Annotated in this window: 14 protein-coding genes, 1 tRNA gene, 2 rRNA genes and 2 pseudogenes (1 of these 19 running past the window's edge); 4 read left to right on the top strand and 15 right to left on the bottom strand. The window is 59.2% G+C overall.

Going from position 1 to position 19236, the window contains the following annotated elements; translation table 11 throughout:
* The first annotated feature begins 428 nt into the window (after positions 1-428).
* Positions 429-875 (top strand): MucR family transcriptional regulator, encoded by a 447-nt coding sequence (locus tag LB526_RS24790; RefSeq protein ID WP_224630123.1) that lies wholly within the window; start codon positions 429-431, stop codon positions 873-875.
* A gap of 269 nt (positions 876-1144) precedes the next feature.
* Positions 1145-1738, top strand: a complete 594-nt coding sequence (locus LB526_RS24785; protein ID WP_224630122.1) for a thermonuclease family protein — start codon at positions 1145-1147, stop codon at positions 1736-1738.
* A 37-nt stretch (positions 1739-1775) separates the two neighbouring features.
* On the opposite strand, the gene LB526_RS24780 is transcribed toward LB526_RS24785, so the two are convergent.
* From LB526_RS24780 to LB526_RS24755, 6 genes and pseudogenes are all read right to left on the bottom strand, one after another.
* Positions 1776-2684 carry a hypothetical protein gene (locus LB526_RS24780; RefSeq protein ID WP_224630156.1) on the bottom strand — a complete coding sequence of 303 codons (909 nt, stop codon included), beginning with the start codon at positions 2682-2684 and terminating at the stop codon, positions 1776-1778.
* Positions 2685-2789: 105 nt separating this feature from the next.
* Positions 2790-2936 (bottom strand): annotated as a pseudogene (locus tag LB526_RS29850) (DUF4236 domain-containing protein); the annotation flags it as partial.
* Between the two features lie 58 nt (positions 2937-2994).
* A complete protein-coding gene (locus LB526_RS24770; protein ID WP_224630121.1) occupies positions 2995-4044 on the bottom strand; it encodes a hypothetical protein in 1050 nt (349 codons plus the stop codon).
* On the bottom strand, positions 4041-5354 hold the full coding sequence (locus tag LB526_RS24765) for an apolipoprotein A1/A4/E family protein (RefSeq protein WP_224630120.1): 1314 nt from the start codon (positions 5352-5354) through the stop codon (positions 4041-4043). Before LB526_RS24765 ends, LB526_RS24770 begins: the two co-directional genes overlap by 4 nt.
* A complete protein-coding gene (locus LB526_RS24760; protein WP_224630119.1) occupies positions 5354-6016 on the bottom strand; it encodes a hypothetical protein in 663 nt (220 codons plus the stop codon). Before LB526_RS24760 ends, LB526_RS24765 begins: the two co-directional genes overlap by 1 nt.
* Positions 6017-6164: 148 nt before the next feature.
* Entirely contained in the window at positions 6165-7607 is a 1443-nt protein-coding gene (locus tag LB526_RS24755) for a hypothetical protein (RefSeq protein ID WP_224630118.1), read from the bottom strand.
* A 298-nt stretch (positions 7608-7905) separates the two neighbouring features.
* Between LB526_RS24755 and LB526_RS24750 the strand changes: the two genes are divergently transcribed.
* Complete coding sequence (locus LB526_RS24750; RefSeq protein ID WP_224630117.1) at positions 7906-8088, top strand: hypothetical protein; 183 nt, start codon at positions 7906-7908, stop codon at positions 8086-8088.
* A gap of 1221 nt (positions 8089-9309) precedes the next feature.
* Here the strand turns inward: LB526_RS24750 and LB526_RS24745 are convergent.
* The 6 genes and pseudogenes from LB526_RS24745 to LB526_RS24720 form a co-directional block, all read right to left on the bottom strand.
* Entirely contained in the window at positions 9310-10569 is a 1260-nt protein-coding gene (locus tag LB526_RS24745; protein WP_224630116.1) for a CapA family protein, read from the bottom strand.
* 118 nt (positions 10570-10687) lie between these two features.
* Positions 10688-11533: pseudogene (locus LB526_RS24740) on the bottom strand (transporter substrate-binding domain-containing protein).
* Between the two features lies 1 nt (position 11534).
* The gene (locus tag LB526_RS24735; protein WP_224630115.1) at positions 11535-12701 is read right to left on the bottom strand and encodes an alanine racemase; all 1167 of its coding nucleotides are present in this window, start codon (positions 12699-12701) and stop codon (positions 11535-11537) included.
* The gene (locus LB526_RS24730) at positions 12691-13422 is read right to left on the bottom strand and encodes an ABC transporter permease (RefSeq protein WP_224630114.1); all 732 of its coding nucleotides are present in this window, start codon (positions 13420-13422) and stop codon (positions 12691-12693) included. Before LB526_RS24730 ends, LB526_RS24735 begins: the two co-directional genes overlap by 11 nt.
* Positions 13423-13433: 11 nt before the next feature.
* Positions 13434-14093, bottom strand: coding sequence for an ABC transporter permease (locus tag LB526_RS24725; protein WP_224630113.1), 660 nt, complete (start codon positions 14091-14093; stop codon positions 13434-13436).
* A gap of 13 nt (positions 14094-14106) precedes the next feature.
* Positions 14107-14907, bottom strand: a complete 801-nt coding sequence (locus tag LB526_RS24720; protein ID WP_224630153.1) for an amino acid ABC transporter ATP-binding protein — start codon at positions 14905-14907, stop codon at positions 14107-14109.
* Between the two features lie 381 nt (positions 14908-15288).
* Between LB526_RS24720 and LB526_RS24715 the strand changes: the two genes are divergently transcribed.
* Positions 15289-16209 carry a LysR family transcriptional regulator gene (locus LB526_RS24715; protein ID WP_224630112.1) on the top strand — a complete coding sequence of 307 codons (921 nt, stop codon included), beginning with the start codon at positions 15289-15291 and terminating at the stop codon, positions 16207-16209.
* Between the two features lie 240 nt (positions 16210-16449).
* Here the strand turns inward: LB526_RS24715 and LB526_RS24710 are convergent.
* From LB526_RS24710 to LB526_RS24700, 3 genes are all read right to left on the bottom strand, one after another.
* Positions 16450-16526: transfer RNA gene (locus tag LB526_RS24710), tRNA-Met, on the bottom strand.
* A gap of 237 nt (positions 16527-16763) precedes the next feature.
* A 5S ribosomal RNA gene (rrf, locus tag LB526_RS24705) occupies positions 16764-16878 on the bottom strand.
* Positions 16879-17164: 286 nt separating this feature from the next.
* A 23S ribosomal RNA gene (locus LB526_RS24700) occupies positions 17165-19236 on the bottom strand (it continues 752 nt past the right edge of the window).

Here is a 19236-nt window from a genome sequence, read left to right as displayed (position 1 = left end):
GGTATCCAACGATGACGGCCTCTCGCGCGCGGCGAAAGCGGCCGCTTCGATTAGGTCTTTGTCATCATCGAATCCCGCTGCGGAATCGTAAGGCACCGGCACTCGGGGCTCGCCCCAAGTTCTCAAGTTCCTCGGCGGTCCTGGCCCGCTTACGCGGTTTCTTGGGAGGGAGTTTGGAAGATGTCACGATTGGCGCCTCTATGGGATTTGCCCCAGTGTAGGTCCCCCAATTGCCTATTCTCAAGCGAGTTCGACGATTCTATACAGAGAAAATTTCCCTGTCGTCAGGCGGCCTCCGCAATCGGCGCGGCCAAAACCCTCTTGTTAACAATACAATCGTTCGTGCAGGATTGATTCGATCGATCGGCTTGTTTTGAAGTAAGGTCGGAGATAGCAAGCTACGCTGGCAAATTTTTTGGGGCTTTGAATTGGCAGACGAACCTCACAACCACTTGGGATCAATCATCGAACTCACCGCCGACATTGTTTCAGCCTATGTCAGCAAAAACGCTGTCCCCGTATCATCGCTGCCGGACCTCATCGAGAGCGTAAATTCGTCGTTGGCACGTATTGGTCAACCAGTTGAACCTGAAAAGCCAGCACAGGTCCCTGCCGTCAATCCGAAGCGATCTGTGACGCCGGACTACATCATCTGCCTTGAGGACGGAAAGAAATTCAAATCTCTTAAGCGGCATTTGGCCACCCATTTCGGCCTCACCCCCGACGAGTATCGGGAAAAATGGCGACTGCCACACGACTACCCGATGGTCGCCCCCAGCTATTCGGAAAGCCGCTCCAACCTCGCCAAATCGCTCGGTCTTGGCCGCAAGACCGTGGCAAGAAAGGCGCCGGCCAAGAGAGGACGAGGACGCTGAGGCCGCCTTTTCGTGCGGGGAGCTAACAATTGAAGAACGATCGGCAATCCCAGAGACACCGGTCGCGCCTAAGGCGCGGCCGCCGAAGCTCTGTTGTCCGCGTTTCCCGCGGCCGGACCCTTGCGGTCGTATCACTAGCAATCGTCGGACTGGCGGCCTCAGCTTACGCCGCCCTTTCCCTCACTGGAGGCAGCCACAGCGAACTTGGCGCCACCATAGCTAACTGGACTACCGCCAACCCACCGGAAATAATGGGGACCGCGTCAGTTGTGGACGGTGACACGATCGAAATCCACGGTCAGCGCATCCGCTTCAACGGTATCGATGCACCTGAAAGCCGGCAGCTCTGCAAAGATTCCACTGGCGCCGATTATCCGTGCGGGCGTCGAGCAGCCGAGGCCTTGGACACCTTCTTGGCCGCCTCTCGCCCCGTGCAATGCAACTTCGTGTCGTGGGACAGGTATCACCGCTTCGTGGGCGATTGTCGCCGCGCGGACGGCGCCAGCGTAGCGTCTTGGATGGTTGAGCACGGCCAGGCTCTTGATTGGCCCCGATACAGCCACGGCGCATACGCGGAGCTGCAGGCGCAAGCAAAGTCAGCCAAGGTGGGAATCTGGACTGGCGAATTCGAGGCCCCATGGGAGTGGCGGGCCGGCCATTTGGACGATCCAAAGCCGCCGACGAATAATAAGATCGGCCTGATCAGCCAAGGCAAGGTAGCGCAGAGCTACTCCTGCCAGCCTCGACGCTATTGCTCGCAAATCTCCTCCTGCGAGGAAGCGCATTGGTACCTGAACAACTGCTCATGGGGCGGCAAGCTCGACCGAGACGGCGATGGCGTACCTTGCGAGGGCCTCTGCTGAGTTGGCTGCGCAGGTCAACCTACCTGCGTACGAAGGTTCAGGATCTGGACGTTAGGCTGCGCTGCCCCGCCGAGTACAGTGTCGATCGGTGCGACCCGTGCACTTGGGCGAGCGCTGAGATTGCCTGGCAGAACGGCTGACTGACATTCGTTTTCGAGAACTCGACGAGCTCATTTAATCCGTTCGCGCTCGATAGCCGCAATGCCTCATATCGGCAGATCGGAATCTGACGATTGTTTTTGAACCGCCTGTCCGGGCCGCCGTTCTTGTTGGGATGCGCCCAAGCATGGCCTACCACCTGAGCATCGGATGGAACTTGGCCAGTCTCAATGAAATTGCTCGGTGCAAATTGGATTCGAAGATCGCCATAGCCGATGGCGCCGTAGCGATTTCCGTCTTTCACTAGGACAAGGTCCGGCATGAAATAGAGCACCTGCCTGCCGACGTGTATCGAAGGCGGCGTGACGTTGCTGCGGACAACCTGCGGCAACGTGGTTGCAAGTGTCGTCGGCTTTTTGTCGACAAGCATGCTGGCACCGGCGTTACGTTTCCAAGTCGTCAAATCCTCGATCTTGCCCCCTGCCGCAACATGCCACCTTCCCGCGCAACCCGTAAGCGTTTCGAATGCGGCCACCAGCCTGCCATAGGCAGCCTCGGCGTCCTGTTCCAGATCGTAGTAAAGCACGCTCACCCGGCGATAGCCGTCAAACCATTTGCCGATCAACATGCCGGGTAAGAAGGCAGCTACTCCCACCACCGGCCCGGCACCTCCGATTGCCGTTCCGACAAGGAAACCTACGACGCCGAACAAGACCGCCAGGATCACCGAGAGCCGCGTCTGCGACTGTCTGGCGTTGATTTCGTCCAGCACTTCGGATGAGGTCTCATCGCGCATGTCCATCACGTCGCCAGATTCGATCTCCCTCATCACGACGCCGTCGGCCACGTATTCCGGCGCAGTCGGTTGCGGCTGTATGTGCGGTGTTTGAGGCGCCGGCCGTCTAGCAATGTTTTTCGCGCCGGCCTTTCCGAGCGTCCCGCGATAGTAAAGACCGCCAACGCCTGCATGGATGTAATGGGCCCGTGGGCCAGTCCCGATCCGAAGGCCCTTCACACCTACGGAGACACCGACGCCGCCCGATGAAAAGTTGAACCGGAACGGTCCTGCGCTGACCGATTTGCGAACGTAAAACCCCATCCCTTTGAGCCCCCCAACTCGATGCTGTGAGCGCTAGGTCACGAGCATTCTGTCCCATTCATGACTTCGATCCCCCCGTCGGCGCCAGATCTGTCTCGCGGGAGCGCTGCCTCACTCTGATTTCAATTCGTCGTCTTGCCTTCACGTCGCCAGCCTGTGCCCCGTCCGTCAGACGGTCGCCAGGCAATATCAGTTGGCCACCCGACATCGGCAGGATGGTGAACCCTTTCAGCTCGGGCATGCCGCGAAGGATGCTCGTGACCGAAATTGCACGCGCCAATCCAAGGCCCGCGTTGTCGGCTGGATGTAGCTTACCAACCTGGACCTTTCCGGCCAGAACCGGTTGGAGATCTTTGTCCATGTTCGATGACGTTCCAGACATTGCTTGCTCGTCCGTGTGGCCGATCACCTCGATGACGTCGACCCCATACGAAGTCGCGATACTGGCGATGGTCTTCGACATGTAACGAAGCTTCGTCTTGAAGCCATCGGAAAGCTCCGCGCTGCCGGATTCAAAATTATAGCCTTTAAGCTCGCTGAGGCTGATGATTGGTGGCCAATCGTGTGGCTTGGCGGCTATCGTGGCCTCACCTGCCTTCTTCAGCGCGTCTGAAAGGTCCTTCGAGGTCTTGGCCGCGCCAATGTAGCCATATTCCTTCAGCACCTTCATGTGCTCGAACATCTCTTTGGCCTGATCGACGTCCACGTCGTTCTCGGCGAGGACTTTGGTGACCGGTGCCCTTTTCACGACCTCTTCAACCGTTAGTCCCGCCTTCCTGATTGCTTCGACGGCCTCTTTCGCCAGGACAAGCTCGCGCCATTCCCGGTCAGGCACATTGCGGCCCGTCGCGGGGTTGATCAGCGCATTCAGTTGAGCAACCAGCCGCTTGTTCTCCTCCTCGAGCTTGCGAACGTTCTCCTGGACGGACTGCGCAACCTTCAGTGCCTCCGCCGCCTCTTTCTCCTTCTTTGCTATGATGGCGCCGGCGGCCAACAGAAGGCAGAAAACGAGAAGCAGCATTGTTTCGGCCATCGTCAGGCCAAGGATTAGGCCGCGGCCATAGCCCTTGCGCTCGAAAGCGACTGATGTTCCGCCGACGTCGCTCACCTGCCCCACCAGCTGGATCTTCTCGGCGGTTCAACCTTCTCTGCTTGCGGTGTGCCGCTCAAAGTTTGGAAGGAGTCGCCTTGCGGGCTCTCCGCAATCTTGATCGGCGCCTCTTCGCCGACACTAGCCGCAGGCGTCACCGAAGGTGTCGGCTCGATTGCTATTGTGCCGTTGGCGGAATGGTTCGGGCGCGAGACGTGGAGACTCTTTTCCGCGAGCGTTGCGACGAGCTCGCTAGTGTCCTTGCTTTGCTTTTGCACCACCGCCGCGAGCGCCTGGGTCACGTTCTGCTGGGCTTGAACAGACTCGGCAGTCTTCTCCGCGGCAACGGCGGCCCGCTCCACTCCACTCGCGACCTTCGCCACGGCATCGGCAAGACTGGTCATGCGACCTTGCTGCTCCTGCGAGGCGGTCTCGGTCTTCACGGCATACTGCGCGACCGCGCTGCCGAGCATCTTCACCATCGGCGCCAAATCGTTCTTCAGCACCTCGTCAGGAACGACCACCTTCTCCAGCTTCGTGGCCACCGTGTCGGCTTGCGCGCCGAGCTTGCTCACCGACGTGGACATCGAGCCATTGGCTTTGTCGAGCAAATCGGCGGCCGCCTCGACGCGCTGCGCAATCGACGAGAACTGACTTTCGATCTGCCCGAAATTGTCCTTGAGCGCATCGCTGAGTTTGCCTGACGCCTCCTGGACCGGCTTGATCGCCTCCATTGCAATTTTGTCTAGGGCGGATCTGATGTGCTCGCCGTTGCGCTCCGCCTGCGCGGCAATCTCCGCGAAGCCCTCTTCGAGCATTTGATGGCTAACGCGGCGAAAGTCCGCAAACTCCCTCGTCACGCTTTCCATCTCAGCTCTCACCCGCCGCGTCATGTCAGCGAGCTCGTGTCTCGCCGTCCGCTCAATATCGGCAGGGTCCCGGCGCATCTGATTGTAGAAAATTCTGAGCGCGATCCCCGTGATCGTCGACGTCACCGCGATACCAAAGTTCCTGACGATGGTTTCAGTCGAACCCTCCGAACCAAACTGAAACAACGACACCCCAAGGCTCGTCAGTGTGTATAGGAAGCCCATGTAGTAGAGGTTGTCGCCGGTCTGCTCATCGTGAAGCCGCAGCTTACCCGTGAAGATCGAGACGCCCAGATAGAAGAACATCAGGCAGACCGGTATGCCCGCCGCCACAATTGGGTTCACACCATACAGCTTGGCGACAGCGATGAAGACACAGCCGCCAAGGGTCAACGCCGCAAAGACAACCAGCGGAAAACCTGGATGACCCAACAAGGCATGGTCGTGTTTCCTGGCCATCAGTTTAACCCTTCCAAGCCAACCAGCTTCTCGAACTCGCCATGGTGGCTCTGGACCCACTGCGTCCAGAACTCGGCGTGGTCGAGCGACTGGAATGGCTTCTTTGCCCTATCGACATAGAGAATCGTGACGTTCACCCCATCGAGCGAGGTGCCGTAGGTTCGGTCGGCGGCGCTGTTGAGATATTTCTGGTAGTCGAGGCCCGATCGGTACTGGGAATAAAGCGACGTGTGCTCGATCATGTCCGACGCGACAACCAACCGCTTTGCGCTGCCCGGTCCCGCCAAGTTGCTATCGAAGAGCGATAGCTTGATTTTCTGGATGCCAGCCATGATCGGCGATTGGCTCACGGAGTCGCTATTCGGAATTTCGTCAGGGAGCTTGCTAAGGGGATCGCCGAAAGCGTCTTCCCATTTCTTCTGGCGACGCGCGGGATTATTGGTCCAACTGTCCACCGTCGACCCATCCCCTGGGTTGCACCCGTCGAACATCACGGTCAGATCGCCGGGATCAGAGTTCAGCGTGTAAATCCTCACATAGCCGCCCGGCTCGACACGAGCGATGGCCTTGCGGAATTCATTCTTCAGATCCGCCATCGTCGTTGCTGAAACCGGATCAGTAGCGTCGATCAGAACGGCGGTTAGACTGGTCGGCCCGCCCAACGGACAATTCGTGCTGGCATCGATCTGACCAGTGCCGGATCTAGACCACATCCAGCCAAAGCCGGCCAACATTGCGACCGATAAAATGCCTAGGGCAACAGCTGCGACGATCGTGCCCGCTTGGCCCTTCTTGCGCCTACGAGACCGCCTAGCCATTGCTCACACTGTCGGGATGAAGCTTGTCGAGGTCCCGGTATTGTTCAATACCACGTTCACATTCTTGGCCGATCAGCCGAACCTGAGCGTTGAGTTCTTCCTGTGCGTCGCGGATCGATGAGCCGATGTCAGACTCGCTCCACTCTCCCTCTCCCGAGACGTGGGGCTTTATCCGATCAAGCTTGTAGGGCGATCCGAAATGCTTGGGCGCCGGCTCCGTTCGGGCCTGGATGTTCGCTTCGCGGTATTTGGAAAGAAGCTGATTGCAGGCCCGCTCCAACTGATCCTGATGCTGAGCAAAGAGCGCCAGAAGCCTCGAGCGATGATCGACGATCGCGCGTTGCTCCCTGCGACGACTGCCAAGTTCCTTGACGATGTCCTCGACCTTTTCGTTGTGATCGTCCCGAACAGCTTGCAGTTCCTCGATCAGCTCCTTCTTGCGATCGATGTAGTCCTCGCGCCGGCAAACCAGCCGATTCTCAACGCCCGCGTATCCTGGATACGGGTCGAACACGAACCAGCCGTCGATAAACGCGAAAAGCGAGAACATGAGCCCGATGCCAAAGAGCAACCAGGACTTCACGTCCGTCAGACCCATTGGATCAGCACGCAGATACCGGATAACCTCTACGCCCGCACCGTCTGCGAGCGACCCACTTACCTCGCGATAATGAGCCAAGGCGAGGTTTATGGTCACGGCCAACGCAATGTAGAAAATGATCGAACCGATACCTACCAACTTCCAAAAAATGGACCGGTGGGTGACCAATCGGGCGCAGAAAACCGCCAACAGCAGCGCGGCGCCGATGTTGATGAAGGAGAATGCCGCGGCTTCGAGGATGCCTCCAAAAAAGCCCTGCTCGTTTCCCTTCGCGAGGAAGCTGCCGTTCATTGCAGTCTCGATGAGGAACAAGAACAGCAGCAGCGACAGCCTGAAAATGTGAGCCGCGCCGTGCTGCACGCGCGCGGCTCGAACCAAGCCGTGCTTTTCCTTGAACCAAGAGTGCTCTTTCTCAGCGTCGTTAAGAGCCCTTCTCAATCCGTGGAGCTCGTCCAACCCGACGGCAACCGAAGCCTTGAAATCCGATACGCTCGCTGCATTCGCCTGGCGGATCAGGCCGAACTGCTCTTCGAAATCCAGCCCGGCTAGACGCCCACCTAGAAGCTGGAGGCTGTCCTCAAGAGTATGATAGCAAGCCTTCTTCTCATCCTCGACACGTTCGACGATGGCATGTTCGACGTCATCGAGATTCTTCGCGCTCTTTGGCGGTTGGTTCGCTTCGCCACGTTCCTTTCCGCGACCAGCGAGATCCATATCGCGATCAATTTTCGAGACGTCCAAGCTACTGAACAGCTGGGTACTTGCACGAAAATCATGGTTGGACTCGCGCAGAGACTCGCGCAGCCTGTTTAGCTTCTCGAACTTAGAACCCACGCCCTAGACCTAGCCCCTGATCTTCCCCCGGCAATGTGCTTCTAGGCATAGCACAAGCAAAGGGCAACCACGCATTTACAAATGTCCACTTGGTTATAACGACGACAGTAGACAGAATCGTGACCTGTTGTTCGTGGAGGTCGACTGCCTCAAGGGGGGGCTGCCACACTTGCAAGCTGGCTGAGAAGTATCTCGATCGGCGGGGCATCCTCCGCTACATGCGTCGCCACCTGAATCCCATGCCGGACTGGCTCACAGGGCAGACCGGCGACACGGGCTTCGACGTTGTCATGGAGTCGTGTTCAAGAATAAGGCAGCTTTTGACGCCGCCTTCGCGGGCACGCCCGATCCGGTTGTAGCGGCGGTGTTCGAGGAGGACGAAGAGAGGATCTTCGATCGAACGCGCGTTTCTTACAACGTCGTGGACGAATATGTATCCGAGTATTTCGACCACCTTGTCGCCTCGCACGCGGTCCGCTGAGGGGAAGACCTCCCCGATCGACTACCGGGCACGGTAGGAAAGCTTTGGTACTCTCGGATGACGAGATTCACGACGGGCCGCAGCCGGATCGTCATAGCGCCGAAGCCAGGCGACATGCCAGACCGCTGGAACAGTACAGGCGAGCGAAGACCTTCACAGTGAGCCGGGTTAATTTGGCCAATGTGTCGTGGGCGGTAGGAAAATATGACCCCGCTAACGCTGATCAGACGCCGCCGGATCGTTCGGCTGAGGGAGGGCGATCGGAGCCCTCACGCCAGCGAGCATTCTGTCTAGAGTTTCGCGCGACAGCATGCCGTATATAATTGCGTAACCTGCAATCAAAGCTATATCGGTTGCATCGTCGTCGCCGTTGGTGATGCCCGGCAAAACCGTCTTTGCATATACAGCCATTGTGATCAGACCAACCGGCGCGACCGCGATGAGCTGACGTCGGAATGGAACCATCACTTGCGCCGGATACACGTACGAGCGCGACCAAACCCCAAAGTAAAATAGTCCGACTAAAGCTAGCATGATTGAAAAGCTAACGTAAAGGCGAGATGGACTTCGAAAAAGCCCGGAGCATCCCCCGACACGATATCCTCCTCAGTTCTTAGGGGTGAAATATTCGAACGGCGCGTCATCGGTTCCGGACAGAACCCCACCAGCGCCCTTAAGGAGCAGCCATAGCTGGCGCCCAAAAATATGACTCTGACGCACTTTTTATCTTGAACAGTGTATGAGGCACCGGCTTTGGTTGCGCCTAAGCTCGCTCCAAGAGTCCCAAATGAGCCTTGCGGCGGAGCGCCCCGCAATGATGTGGCACCCTGAGCAACGACCAAGCCGCCGATCTCTAGTCCGCTAGCCTTCGGGATGAGGCATTCGTCACCCCATGCCGGTGCGGCGGCGCCGAAGAAAATTGCGACCGATATCAATCCGAGCGAGGCGAAAATCCGGGCTATCACGGCCACCCCCTCTCTTCCGCCTAAAAGGGAAAGGTAGGCTTGTGGCCCAAGCACCGCAAGGTATGAAAGTGGTTGCGGGGACCCACAGCCGCCGATACCGACGCTCGCTGTTGGTAAAGAAAAGGGTTCGTGATGAAGGCTTGCAGGAGCGCCGCACAACTGAGCAGGTGCGCGAGAATCGCCCGCGGCGAGGTGCCTCTCTCTTTGAAGCGGACTCCCCACTCGGTCCGCCGAATCCCTCTCACCTTTCGAGACGTCAAAGCGAGCCTTCTGCTCGAAAGCAACCACCTGTCATTTCATTGGCCGCTTCGACGGCGATCGATACGCCGTGCGAGCGTGAGCGGGCCGCCAGGTCCTCAATCATCTTCGCCCCCAGCTTTTGCGATGCTGGAGCCGGAACGATGCGCTCATGATAATTTTCGGCGCTAAGCATCCTCTCGCCGCCGATGACGATGGGAAGGAAGTCGATCGACTGCAGCCGCGCATTGGCATCGAAGCTGCACGTCGCGACCATGCTCTTCCAGACGTCCGGCGCGCTCCACACCACCTCGCCCGCATTGAGATGGAAGAGGAAATTGCCCAGCCCGAAGAAGATCGGCGCGCCGCGATAGATCTCCACGGGCTGCAGGACGGGAGCGCCGTGACTGACGAACACCCCGGCCCCGGCATCGACGCAGGCGCGCGCGAGCGACTGAACCCATACCGGAACCTCCCGCCAATTCGGCTCCCAATGATGGTGATGGAGGTAGGCGATGACGAAGGCCCCCTCCGCGGCGGCCCGACGGATCGCCGAGAGCTGGCCTTGCAGGCTCGCCTCGTCCACCAGGATCCGGCGGCTGTTGTTCGAGGAGCGGCAAAAGATCGTCCCGTAAAAGTCGATCTCGTTAGGCGATCGGAGTTCAGGCGGATCGTGCGGCTGGGCATAGTTGGCCCGCTCCATCCGACTGCTTTGGAACATTTCCTGAATACCCGTCAGGCTTGCAAACACTGTGGGATCGACCTCAAACCGCCTCGATACATCGAGCCCGTTGACGCCTGGCCTCGCGGGGCGCCGGTCCGTCGCGTCGGCCGCATACATGGTCGCCGGGCCTGGCCCCGCGTCCATGGCGACAAGCGCCACCCGTCGCCTGCCGAAGGTCTTCATTCCCGGCCGACGCGCATGCGCGGCATCGTCACCGATGCCGGCGTAAAGGAATTCTCTTTGCGCCACCTCTTCGAGCGTCGACAGGACGCCAGGGGGGCCGAGGTCGAAGGCGTGATTGTTGGAGAGCGCCAGGGCGTTGAAGCCGACGTCCTTCAAAGCATCCAGCACGACGGGCGGCGAACAGCCAAAGAAGGAACCTTTCATCGGCCATCCGCCATACCGGCCGAACACTGTCGTCTCGAAATTGGTGAAGGCGATGTCGGCCTGCCGGATCAGCGCTTTGATCGCGGCAAATCCTTCGTCATGGACCTGCCGGAGATCGTGATGAATGAGGGATTGCCCGGTCAGGACGAGCGTGAACGGTGAAGACATGAATAGCGAACCCTGGAGATATTTTTGGAAAGCGTCCTTAAGCGCGTCGCGCTGAAACGGATCAGGCGACGCGCTTCAAATCCTCGTTTTGAGGCCGCCGGACATCGACGGCGAGCGCTCACTTGGCGAGCTGCGGGGAAATATCCACGCCGAACCATTTTTGGCTGATTTTGCCGAGCGCGCCGTCCTTGACGCTCGCGTCGATGGCCTTATCGAAGGCCTCGGCGAGATCGGCATCCTCCTTGCGAAGACCGACACCGACGCCGGGACCCCAGGTGCCCCCTGAAAGCTGCGGGCCGAAGAATTCGACCGCCTTGCCTTCCGGCGTGTCGAGGAATTGCTTCCACATCAGACGGTCGCCCAGGCCGCCGTCGATGCGTTCGGACGCGAGGTCGAGCTTGATGTTTTCCTGGCTGTCATAGCTGCGAACCTAGGCGATATCGCCGAAGAGCTCGCGAACGACCGCCTCCGAATTGGACGAGCGAAGGACACCCAGCGTCCTGCCCTTCAGGCTCTCCCGCAGCTTTTCGATAGTCTCTTTCTTCGCCGCGTCGATGTTGGTCAGGTTCAGTTTGGCATCGATATCGCTTGCGGGCAGGCCGAGCCCCCGGCGCATGACAATCTGGTTCGGCGCCACCGCATAGGGAATGGAGAAGGCGATCGATTTCTTGCGCTTTTCGGTGATCGACATGCCGGCCATGATCGCATCGTATTTCTTCACCAGAAGACCGGGGATGATACCGTCCCAATCCTGGGCGACGAAGGTGCATTGCAGCTTGATCCGAGTGCAGAGCTCCTTGCCGACATCGATATCGAAGCCGACGAGCGCGCCCTTCGTGTCGATAAAATCCCAAGGCGGCGAAGCCCCTTCCGAGGCAATTGTGATGGCCGTGCGCTCTTCGGCATGGGCGAGACCGGCGGCCAGCAGGAAAGCCGCAAGGGCGCAAGTCGGATGTCTTCTCATGTCATTCCCCTTCTTGTTGGTTTGGTTTGAATTCTCGTGCAACGTCTATACGGCGCAGGCTCTCACGCGGGCCGCAGGCGACGCCGGTTTCGTCTGTCTTCCAGACCCTGGCGAGCTCGGGCAGAGTGATGCGGTCGCCGCCGGAAGAGCCGAGCAGCACCGCTTCATCCCCGAGCATGGCTTCGGGAATGTCCGTGACATCGATACGAAGATGTTCGAGATGGATCGGCGGCACGATTGAAGCACGCCGTCCCCTGACGAGCACCGAAGCCGAGGCATCGAGGTGCCGCGGCACCCCGTGCCCCCAGCCGATGCCCAGCACCGCGAGGCGCATGTCCGGGCGATACCCCGGCAGGTCCGGCGGCGCTCCCATGCTGTCGTCACTCGTCTTCAGCGCGACGATACGCGCCTTGATCGCCGACAAGGCCGCACAGATGGATAAGGTGCGGCGCCCGGCGCAGGAACGGACCAGCCCGAAGAGGAGCGCACCGGGATCGACCGCGCCCATGTCGAATTCCGGATGGTGAAGCAGGCTTTCGCTGCTTGAGACCATGATCGTTTTGGGGAGGCGCCCCGCTGCCTTCAGCTCTTCGAGAAGCGGGCTCAGGCGCGCAACCTGCTCAGGCGCCGAGGAACCGGCATCGCCGAACTCGCTGAGATGAGCATAGAGACCGGCAACGGCGATGCTGCGCTGCGAAGCACATAGATCGAGCAGGCGTCGCAGGTTCGCGGGAGACACGCCGGCGCGCCAGAAACCCAGATCGACCTTGACGAAAACCTTTAGTGGCGCGCCGGTCGCCAGCCAGCCCGCCAGATCCTCCTCGCCAGAAATCGAAATCGTCAGGTCGAGATCGCGAACAAGATCGACGGCGTCCGGGCCGATGCCCGGATACATGAGGATGGGTTTTCCCGGCGCCGCCTCCCGCACCGCCAGCGCGTCGGCGGCCGACACCACGCCGAAGGCGTCGGCGCCCGCCGCGGATAAGACAGACGCGACCTTGCCCGCCCCGCATCCATAGGCGTCCTGCTTCAGGCAGGCGAAGATCTTCGTGCCTTGGCCGACCGCCGCCCGGACGGCGCGATAGTTTGAGGCGATGGCCGACAGGTTGATTTCACGCCAGGCCGTCTCGGCGACGGGCAATGGGTTTTGACGAGGACTATTGTCCATGGGCCACCTGCTGCAGGTCGACCCGATGCTGGTGTGCTTTTGCCCTTGGCGCGCCATTCAACCGGGCTTCCAGCAGGTGGAAAAAGCCGGCCAGGAGGAATGTCAGGCCGAGATAGAGCACGCCGGCGGCAATGAAGATCTCGTAGGGTGCGAAGGTTTCCGAAACCAGTTTTCGCGACAGGCCGGTTATCTCCAGCAATGTCACGGTGCTGGCGAGCGACGTCGCTTTCACCAGGCTGATCACCTCGTTGGCATAGGAGGGGAGCACGCATCGGACGGCGATCGGGAAGATGATCCGGCGCTTGATCTGCAACGGCGACATGCCCACCGCCTGCGCCGCCTCGATCATACCTGCACTAACAGCCTGGATGCCGCCGCGAAAAATCTCCGTCGTGTAAGCGGCGCCGTTCAGGGAAAAGGCCAACAGGCAGCACCAGAAAGGATCGCGCAGCAGGATCCACAGCACGCTCGAGCGAATGGCGCCGATCTGGCCGAGGCCGTAATAGATGATGAAAAGCTGGACGAGCAGAGGCGTGCCGCGGAACACATAAGTATAGGCAAGCACGGGCAGCGAGAGCCACTTGCGAGACGACGCGCGCATGAAGGCCAGCGGCACAGCGAGGACGAGGCCTGCAGAGAGCGATGCGAATGTCAGCAGCAGCGTCAGCGGAATGCCGCCGGCAAGGGTGAGGATGCTGGTGAAGAGGAGTGAGATGTCCATGACCCGGCGCCTCACCGTCCAGGAACGGCAAAGCGCCGTTCGAGAAGATTGAAGATCACCAGCGCAAGGCTGGTCAGCGCGAGATAGACGGCCGATGCGGCGAGATAGAACGTCAGCGGCGCCCGCAGCGAGCCGGCGCCGATGGCGGCGACCCGCATGATATCGGTCAATCCGACGATCGAGATCAGCGAGGTTTCCTTGACCAGCGAGATCGACTGGTTAGCAAGCGCCGGCAGGGCAATGCGCAACATCTGCGGTAGGATGACCAGCAACCAGGTCTGCCACGGATGCAGCCCGAGCGAGCGGGCCGCCTCGATCTGTCCCGTGGGTATGCTAAGCACCGCACCTCGGAAGATTTCCGCCGCATACGCCCCGAAAACGACGGTGAGGGAGACGACCCCGGCAAGGAAGGCGTTGACCTCGACATAGCGGCCGAAAAAGGCGCTGATGGCGACTGTTCCGCCGAAATAGATCAGCAGGATGATGATGAGTTCGGGCACGCCGCGAACGATCGTCGTGTAGAGGCCGACCGAGAGGCTCACAGCCCTCCACCGCGACAATCGCCCCGCCGCCGCAAGCAATCCGAGCGCCATGCCGAGCGCGCCGCTGACGAGCGCCAGCAGGACTGTCGTCTTCAGTCCGCTGACAAACTGCGCGGCGAATCCGTCCATGCGCGAGGTCCTTCTACCGATGTGAGGCGAGAAAGCCGCGAAGGCGGCTGGAGACGGGAGAGGAGAAGAATTGCCGCGGTGGGCTTTCCTCTTCGATCAGCCCGCGATGCATGAAGGCCGCCCGCGTCGACACCTCGCGCGCGAAGGCGAGTTCATGGGTGACGATCACCATGGTGCGCCCCTCCTCAGCAAGTGCTGCCATGACGCGCAGCACTTCGCCCACCAGCTCCGGGTCCAGCGCCGAGGTAGGCTCATCGAAGAGCAGCACGCCTGGCTCCATCGCCAGCGCACGGGCAATAGCCACGCGCTGCTGCTGCCCGCCGGAAAGGTGATGGGGATAGGCGTGCGCCTTGCCCGAGAGCCCGACCTTGGCGAGGTAATGATGCCCGAGATCGGTTGCTGCATGGCGCCGAAGTCCCTTCACGAGCACGGGACCTTCCGTGACATTCTCAAGCGCCGTCCTGTGGGGCCAGAGATTGAAGTTCTGGAACACCATGCCGACGCAAGTCCGCGCCCTTCGGACCTGCCGCTGGTCGAGGATGGCGGCCGGCCAGCCATGCTGTGATGCCGCTCGGATCGCCAGCTTCTCGCCGTGGATCCAGATGTCGCCGCGGTCGGGGACGGTCAGAAGATTGAGGCACCGCAGAAGCGTGCTCTTGCCCGAGCCGCTGCTGCCGAGGATCGAGAGAATTTCGCCTGGACAGACGTCGAGATCGACGCCGCGCAGGACGTCGTTGCCGCCAAGCCGCTTTTCGATCCGCTCGGCGCGGATGCCGTGCGTCGGGGCCTGGTCAGATATCGGACCGCCAGGCATCAGGCGCTCCGCGCCGGAGATCGCGCGCCGCCGATACGAAACGCCGGGAATGCTGGACACGACAAAGCCCTTGCTGCGCGCATGGAGCGGCATCATCCTTCTGCTTTCGGTTGTCGATCTGTGGCAGCGTCGCTTTGCCTCGGCGCCAAGCGCCTTCGGAGACGGCGTCTTGATTTCACAATTGCCCGCGGAGCTTTCAGCGGTCAATTTATAAGCGAAGATATTTTTCGATAAGCTCAGCTAATATGGCTGAAGATCATCTCAATCCGGATAACCGCCATCGGCGCTATTGCAGCAATCAGTCTGGCGCAATCGGCATGGCAGTATAAGTTGACCTCGCACGCAGTACGCCGCGATCGGCAGCCGCACGGACGTTTCATCATGGTGGAAATCTCGAAAACCGGCATCACGCTTCGCCAGCTACAGATCCTACGCGAGGTGGTCAGGTCGGGCTCGGAGCGGGCTGCCGCCAAGGCGCTGGAGATCACCCAGCCCGCCGTCAGCCAGCAAATTCGGATCCTGGAGGGCTTGCTCGGGGTGCAATTGTTCGTGCGCGACAAGGGGCGGCTTCTGCCAACGGCCCAGACGATGATCCTTTTTCGCGACAGCGACGCGACCTTCGTCCAGATGGAGAGGATCGCCAAGACGGTCGAGACGCTGAAGGGCATCGACAGCGATACGATCAGCATCGCGGCGCCGCACATCTTCTCGCTGCGGCTTCTTCCGGAGGCTTTCCATAGGCTGCGCTCACGCCAGCAGGTCGCGGGCATCGTTCTCAAATCCGGCACCTACCCGGAAGTGGCGGACCACGTTCTGGAAGGCCGCGCCGACATCGGAATTTCACGGCTGCCGCTGGACGGCAACGTCTTCGACTGGCGCCCGGTAACGATCGCGACCAATGTCTACATCTTCCCCCGCGGCCACCGGTTCGCGCAAAAGGACATCATCAGGCCTGAAGACCTCGTGGGGGAACCGCTAGCGGATATCGAACCCCAGATGCAGTCGCATCTGATGAATGAGAACGCCATGCGCTATATGGGGGCGGAGCCGCATCTCGCGATACAGGTCGACATCATTGGCCAAGAGGTCAGTTTCGTCGCCGCGGGTCTGGGTATTTCAAGCAGCAACACTTTCGCCGCCCGGCAATATGCGTCTTTTCCTGTGGACGTCCGCCCCTTCGAGCCAAGCGCGCTCTATCACTATGTCGTGTTCTGGCAAAAGGGCCGGCGGTTGGGCACGCTGCTTCAGGAAGCAGTGAACATAGTCGTCGAATGCGCGCAGGACGGGGTTGGAACGTCCTGATTTGAATTACGCAGCATGAATCGTGTAGCGACCGCTTTGGGCCGATAGCAGAATGTCTTCCGGCCGATTGGGTATGCATTAGCAATGCCCTCGCCGCGTGCGAGTGGGTAGTAGACTCAAGGCGGTCGGGGAAGGGACTCCAGCGGCGTGAGGCCGATTGGAGCGGTCAATGCATATCCGCCCTTAAAACGAAAAAACCGCCCCGGTTAGACCGGGACGGTTATTGATTTATGATGAAAGTGGTTGCGGGGACAGGATTTGAACCTGTGACCTTCAGGTTATGAGCCTGACGAGCTACCGGGCTGCTCCACCCCGCGTCAACTACGAGCAAGCGTTTGCTTGCGACCACGAGCAAGCGTTTGCTTGCGATTACGAGCAAGCGTTTGCTTGCGTCCTTGGAGGTAAGTTTGATCTTACCTGATTCAAGAGCCGCCAAATGAAAGGGCCGCTTGCGCGGCCCGTGATCCCGTTTGGCGGGCCTTAAGATCGTAGAGAGAAGATTGTCTTCATCCGGAGACTGTGATCTGGATGTGAGGTGAACATGCGCTTTGCAGACCTGGCAGCGACCTACTCTCCCGCGTCTTGAGACGAAGTACCATCAGCGCTGGAGCGTTTCACGGCCGAGTTCGGAATGGGATCGGGTGCAGCCGCTCCGCCATAACCACCAGGTCGGCAAAACGCACGTTCAAATCGAGAAGCTGTTTGAGCGAATAGCCAATAGTGAGTAGCGAATAGGGAGCCCTATTTGCTGCTTTCTCTAAGCTGTTCGCTGGTCTTTGTTGTGCCTTTGACGTTCTTTCAGCCTGGCGCCCTTCGAAGCCAAGCTTCGCAAGGTCGACCGACCGTCGGCGCTGTTGCGCCGCACCCACGTAGCGCCGCCCGCAGGGCGGAACAAGCGTGAGTGAGAATGGCGACAATCCTTCGGATTGCGCCTTGATGGATATAAGTAATGAGAACGATCAAGCCTATCGAACTATTAGTACCGGTAAGCTTCAAGCGTTGCCGCTCTTCCACACCCGGCCTATCAACGTGGTCGTCTTCCACGGTTCTCAGGGAATACTCGTTTCAAGGTGGGTTTCCCGCTTAGATGCCTTCAGCGGTTATCCCGTCCGGATATAGCTACCCTGCAATGCGGCTGGCGCCACAACAGGTCCACCAGAGATCCGTCCATCCCGGTCCTCTCGTACTAGGGACAGATCCTTTCAATATTCCTACACCCACGGCAGATAGGGACCGAACTGTCTCACGACGTTCTGAACCCAACTCACGTACCGCTTTAAATGGCGAACAGCCATACCCTTGGGACCTGCTCCAGCCCCAGGATGCGATGAGTCGACATCGAGGTGCCAAACAACCCCGTCGATATGGACTCTTGGGGGTCATCAGCCTGTTATCCCCGGCGTACCTTTTATCCGTTGAGCGATGGCCCTTCCACGCGGGACCACCGGATCACTATGACCGACTTTCGTCTCTGCTCGACTTGTCAGTCTCGCAGTCAGGCAGGCTTATGCCATTGCACTCAGCGAACGATTTCCGACCGTTCTGAGCCCACCATCGCGCGCCTCCGTTACTCTTTAGGAGGCGACCGCCCCAGTCAAACTACCCACCATACATTGTCCCGGACCCGGATAACGGGCCGCGGTTAGACATCCATAGTGATAAGGGTGGTATTTCAAGGGTGGCTCCACCTGAGCTGGCGCCCAGGCTTCAAAGCCTACCACCTATCCTACACATGCCACTACGAATGCCAATGTAAAGCTATAGTAAAGGTGCACGGGGTCTTTCCGTCTAACCGCAGGAACCCCGCATCTTCACGGGGAATTCAATTTCACTGAGTCTATGCTGGAGACAGCGGGGAAGTCGTTACGCCATTCGTGCAGGTCGGAACTTACCCGACAAGGAATTTCGCTACCTTAGGACCGTTATAGTTACGGCCGCCGTTTACTGGGGCTTCGATTCAGAGCTTGCACCCCTCCTCTTAACCTTCCAGCACCGGGCAGGCGTCAGACCCTATACGTCGCCTTGCGGCTTCGCAGAGCCCTGTGTTTTTGATAAACAGTCGCTACCCCCTGGTCTGTGCCACCCTCCTCTGCTTGCGCAGAAAAGGGTCACGCTTCTTCCGAAGTTACGCGTGCAATTTGCCGAGTTCCTTCAGCATAGTTCTCTCAAGCGCCTTGGTATACTCTACCTGACCACCAGTGTCGGTTTCGGGTACGGTCTATAAGGAGGAGCTATTTCCTGGAACCACTCCGCTGCCCTTTCAATCCGATAAGATTGGACAACTTGTGTGATCCGTCACTACCTCCAGGCCCACGAATATTAACGTGGTTCCCATCGACTACGCGTTTCCGCCTCGTCTTAGGGGCCGGCTAACCCTGCTCAGATTAACTTTAAGCAGGAACCCTTGGTCTTTCGGCGGGGGAGTCTCTCACTCCCCTTACGTTACTCATGTCAGCATTCGCACTTCTGATACCTCCACCGCCCCTCACGGGTACGGCTTCATCAGCTTACAGAACGCTCCGCTACCGCTCGTGATTGCTCACGAACCCTAAGCTTCGGTGTATGGCTTTAGCCCCGTTACATTTTCGGCGCAAAGACCCTTATTTAGACCAGTGAGCTGTTACGCTTTCTTTAAATGATGGCTGCTTCTAAGCCAACATCCTGGTTGTTTTGGGATCCTCACATCCTTTCCCACTTAGCCATAACTTGGGGACCTTAGCTGTAGGTCAGGGTTGTTTCCCTTTTCACGACGGACGTTAGCACCCGCCGTGTGTCTGCCGACTAGTACTCCCAGGTATTCGGAGTTTGGTTAGGTTTGGTAATCCGGTGAGGACCCCTAGCCCATCCAGTGCTCTACCCCCTGGGGTATTCGGTCGACGCTCTACCTAAATAGATTTCGCGGAGAACCAGCTATTTCCGAGTTTGATTGGCCTTTCACCCCTAGCCACAAGTCATCCCGAACTATTGCAACAGTTATGGGTTCGGTCCTCCAGTAAGTGTTACCTTACCTTCAACCTGCTCATGGCT

It is taken from the genome of Mesorhizobium sp. CA6, assembly GCF_020165035.1.
In the GTDB taxonomy this organism is placed as follows: domain Bacteria; phylum Pseudomonadota; class Alphaproteobacteria; order Rhizobiales; family Rhizobiaceae; genus Mesorhizobium.
Note: the sequence above shows the minus strand (reverse complement) of the source record. Positions and strands in the feature narration are given on the sequence as shown.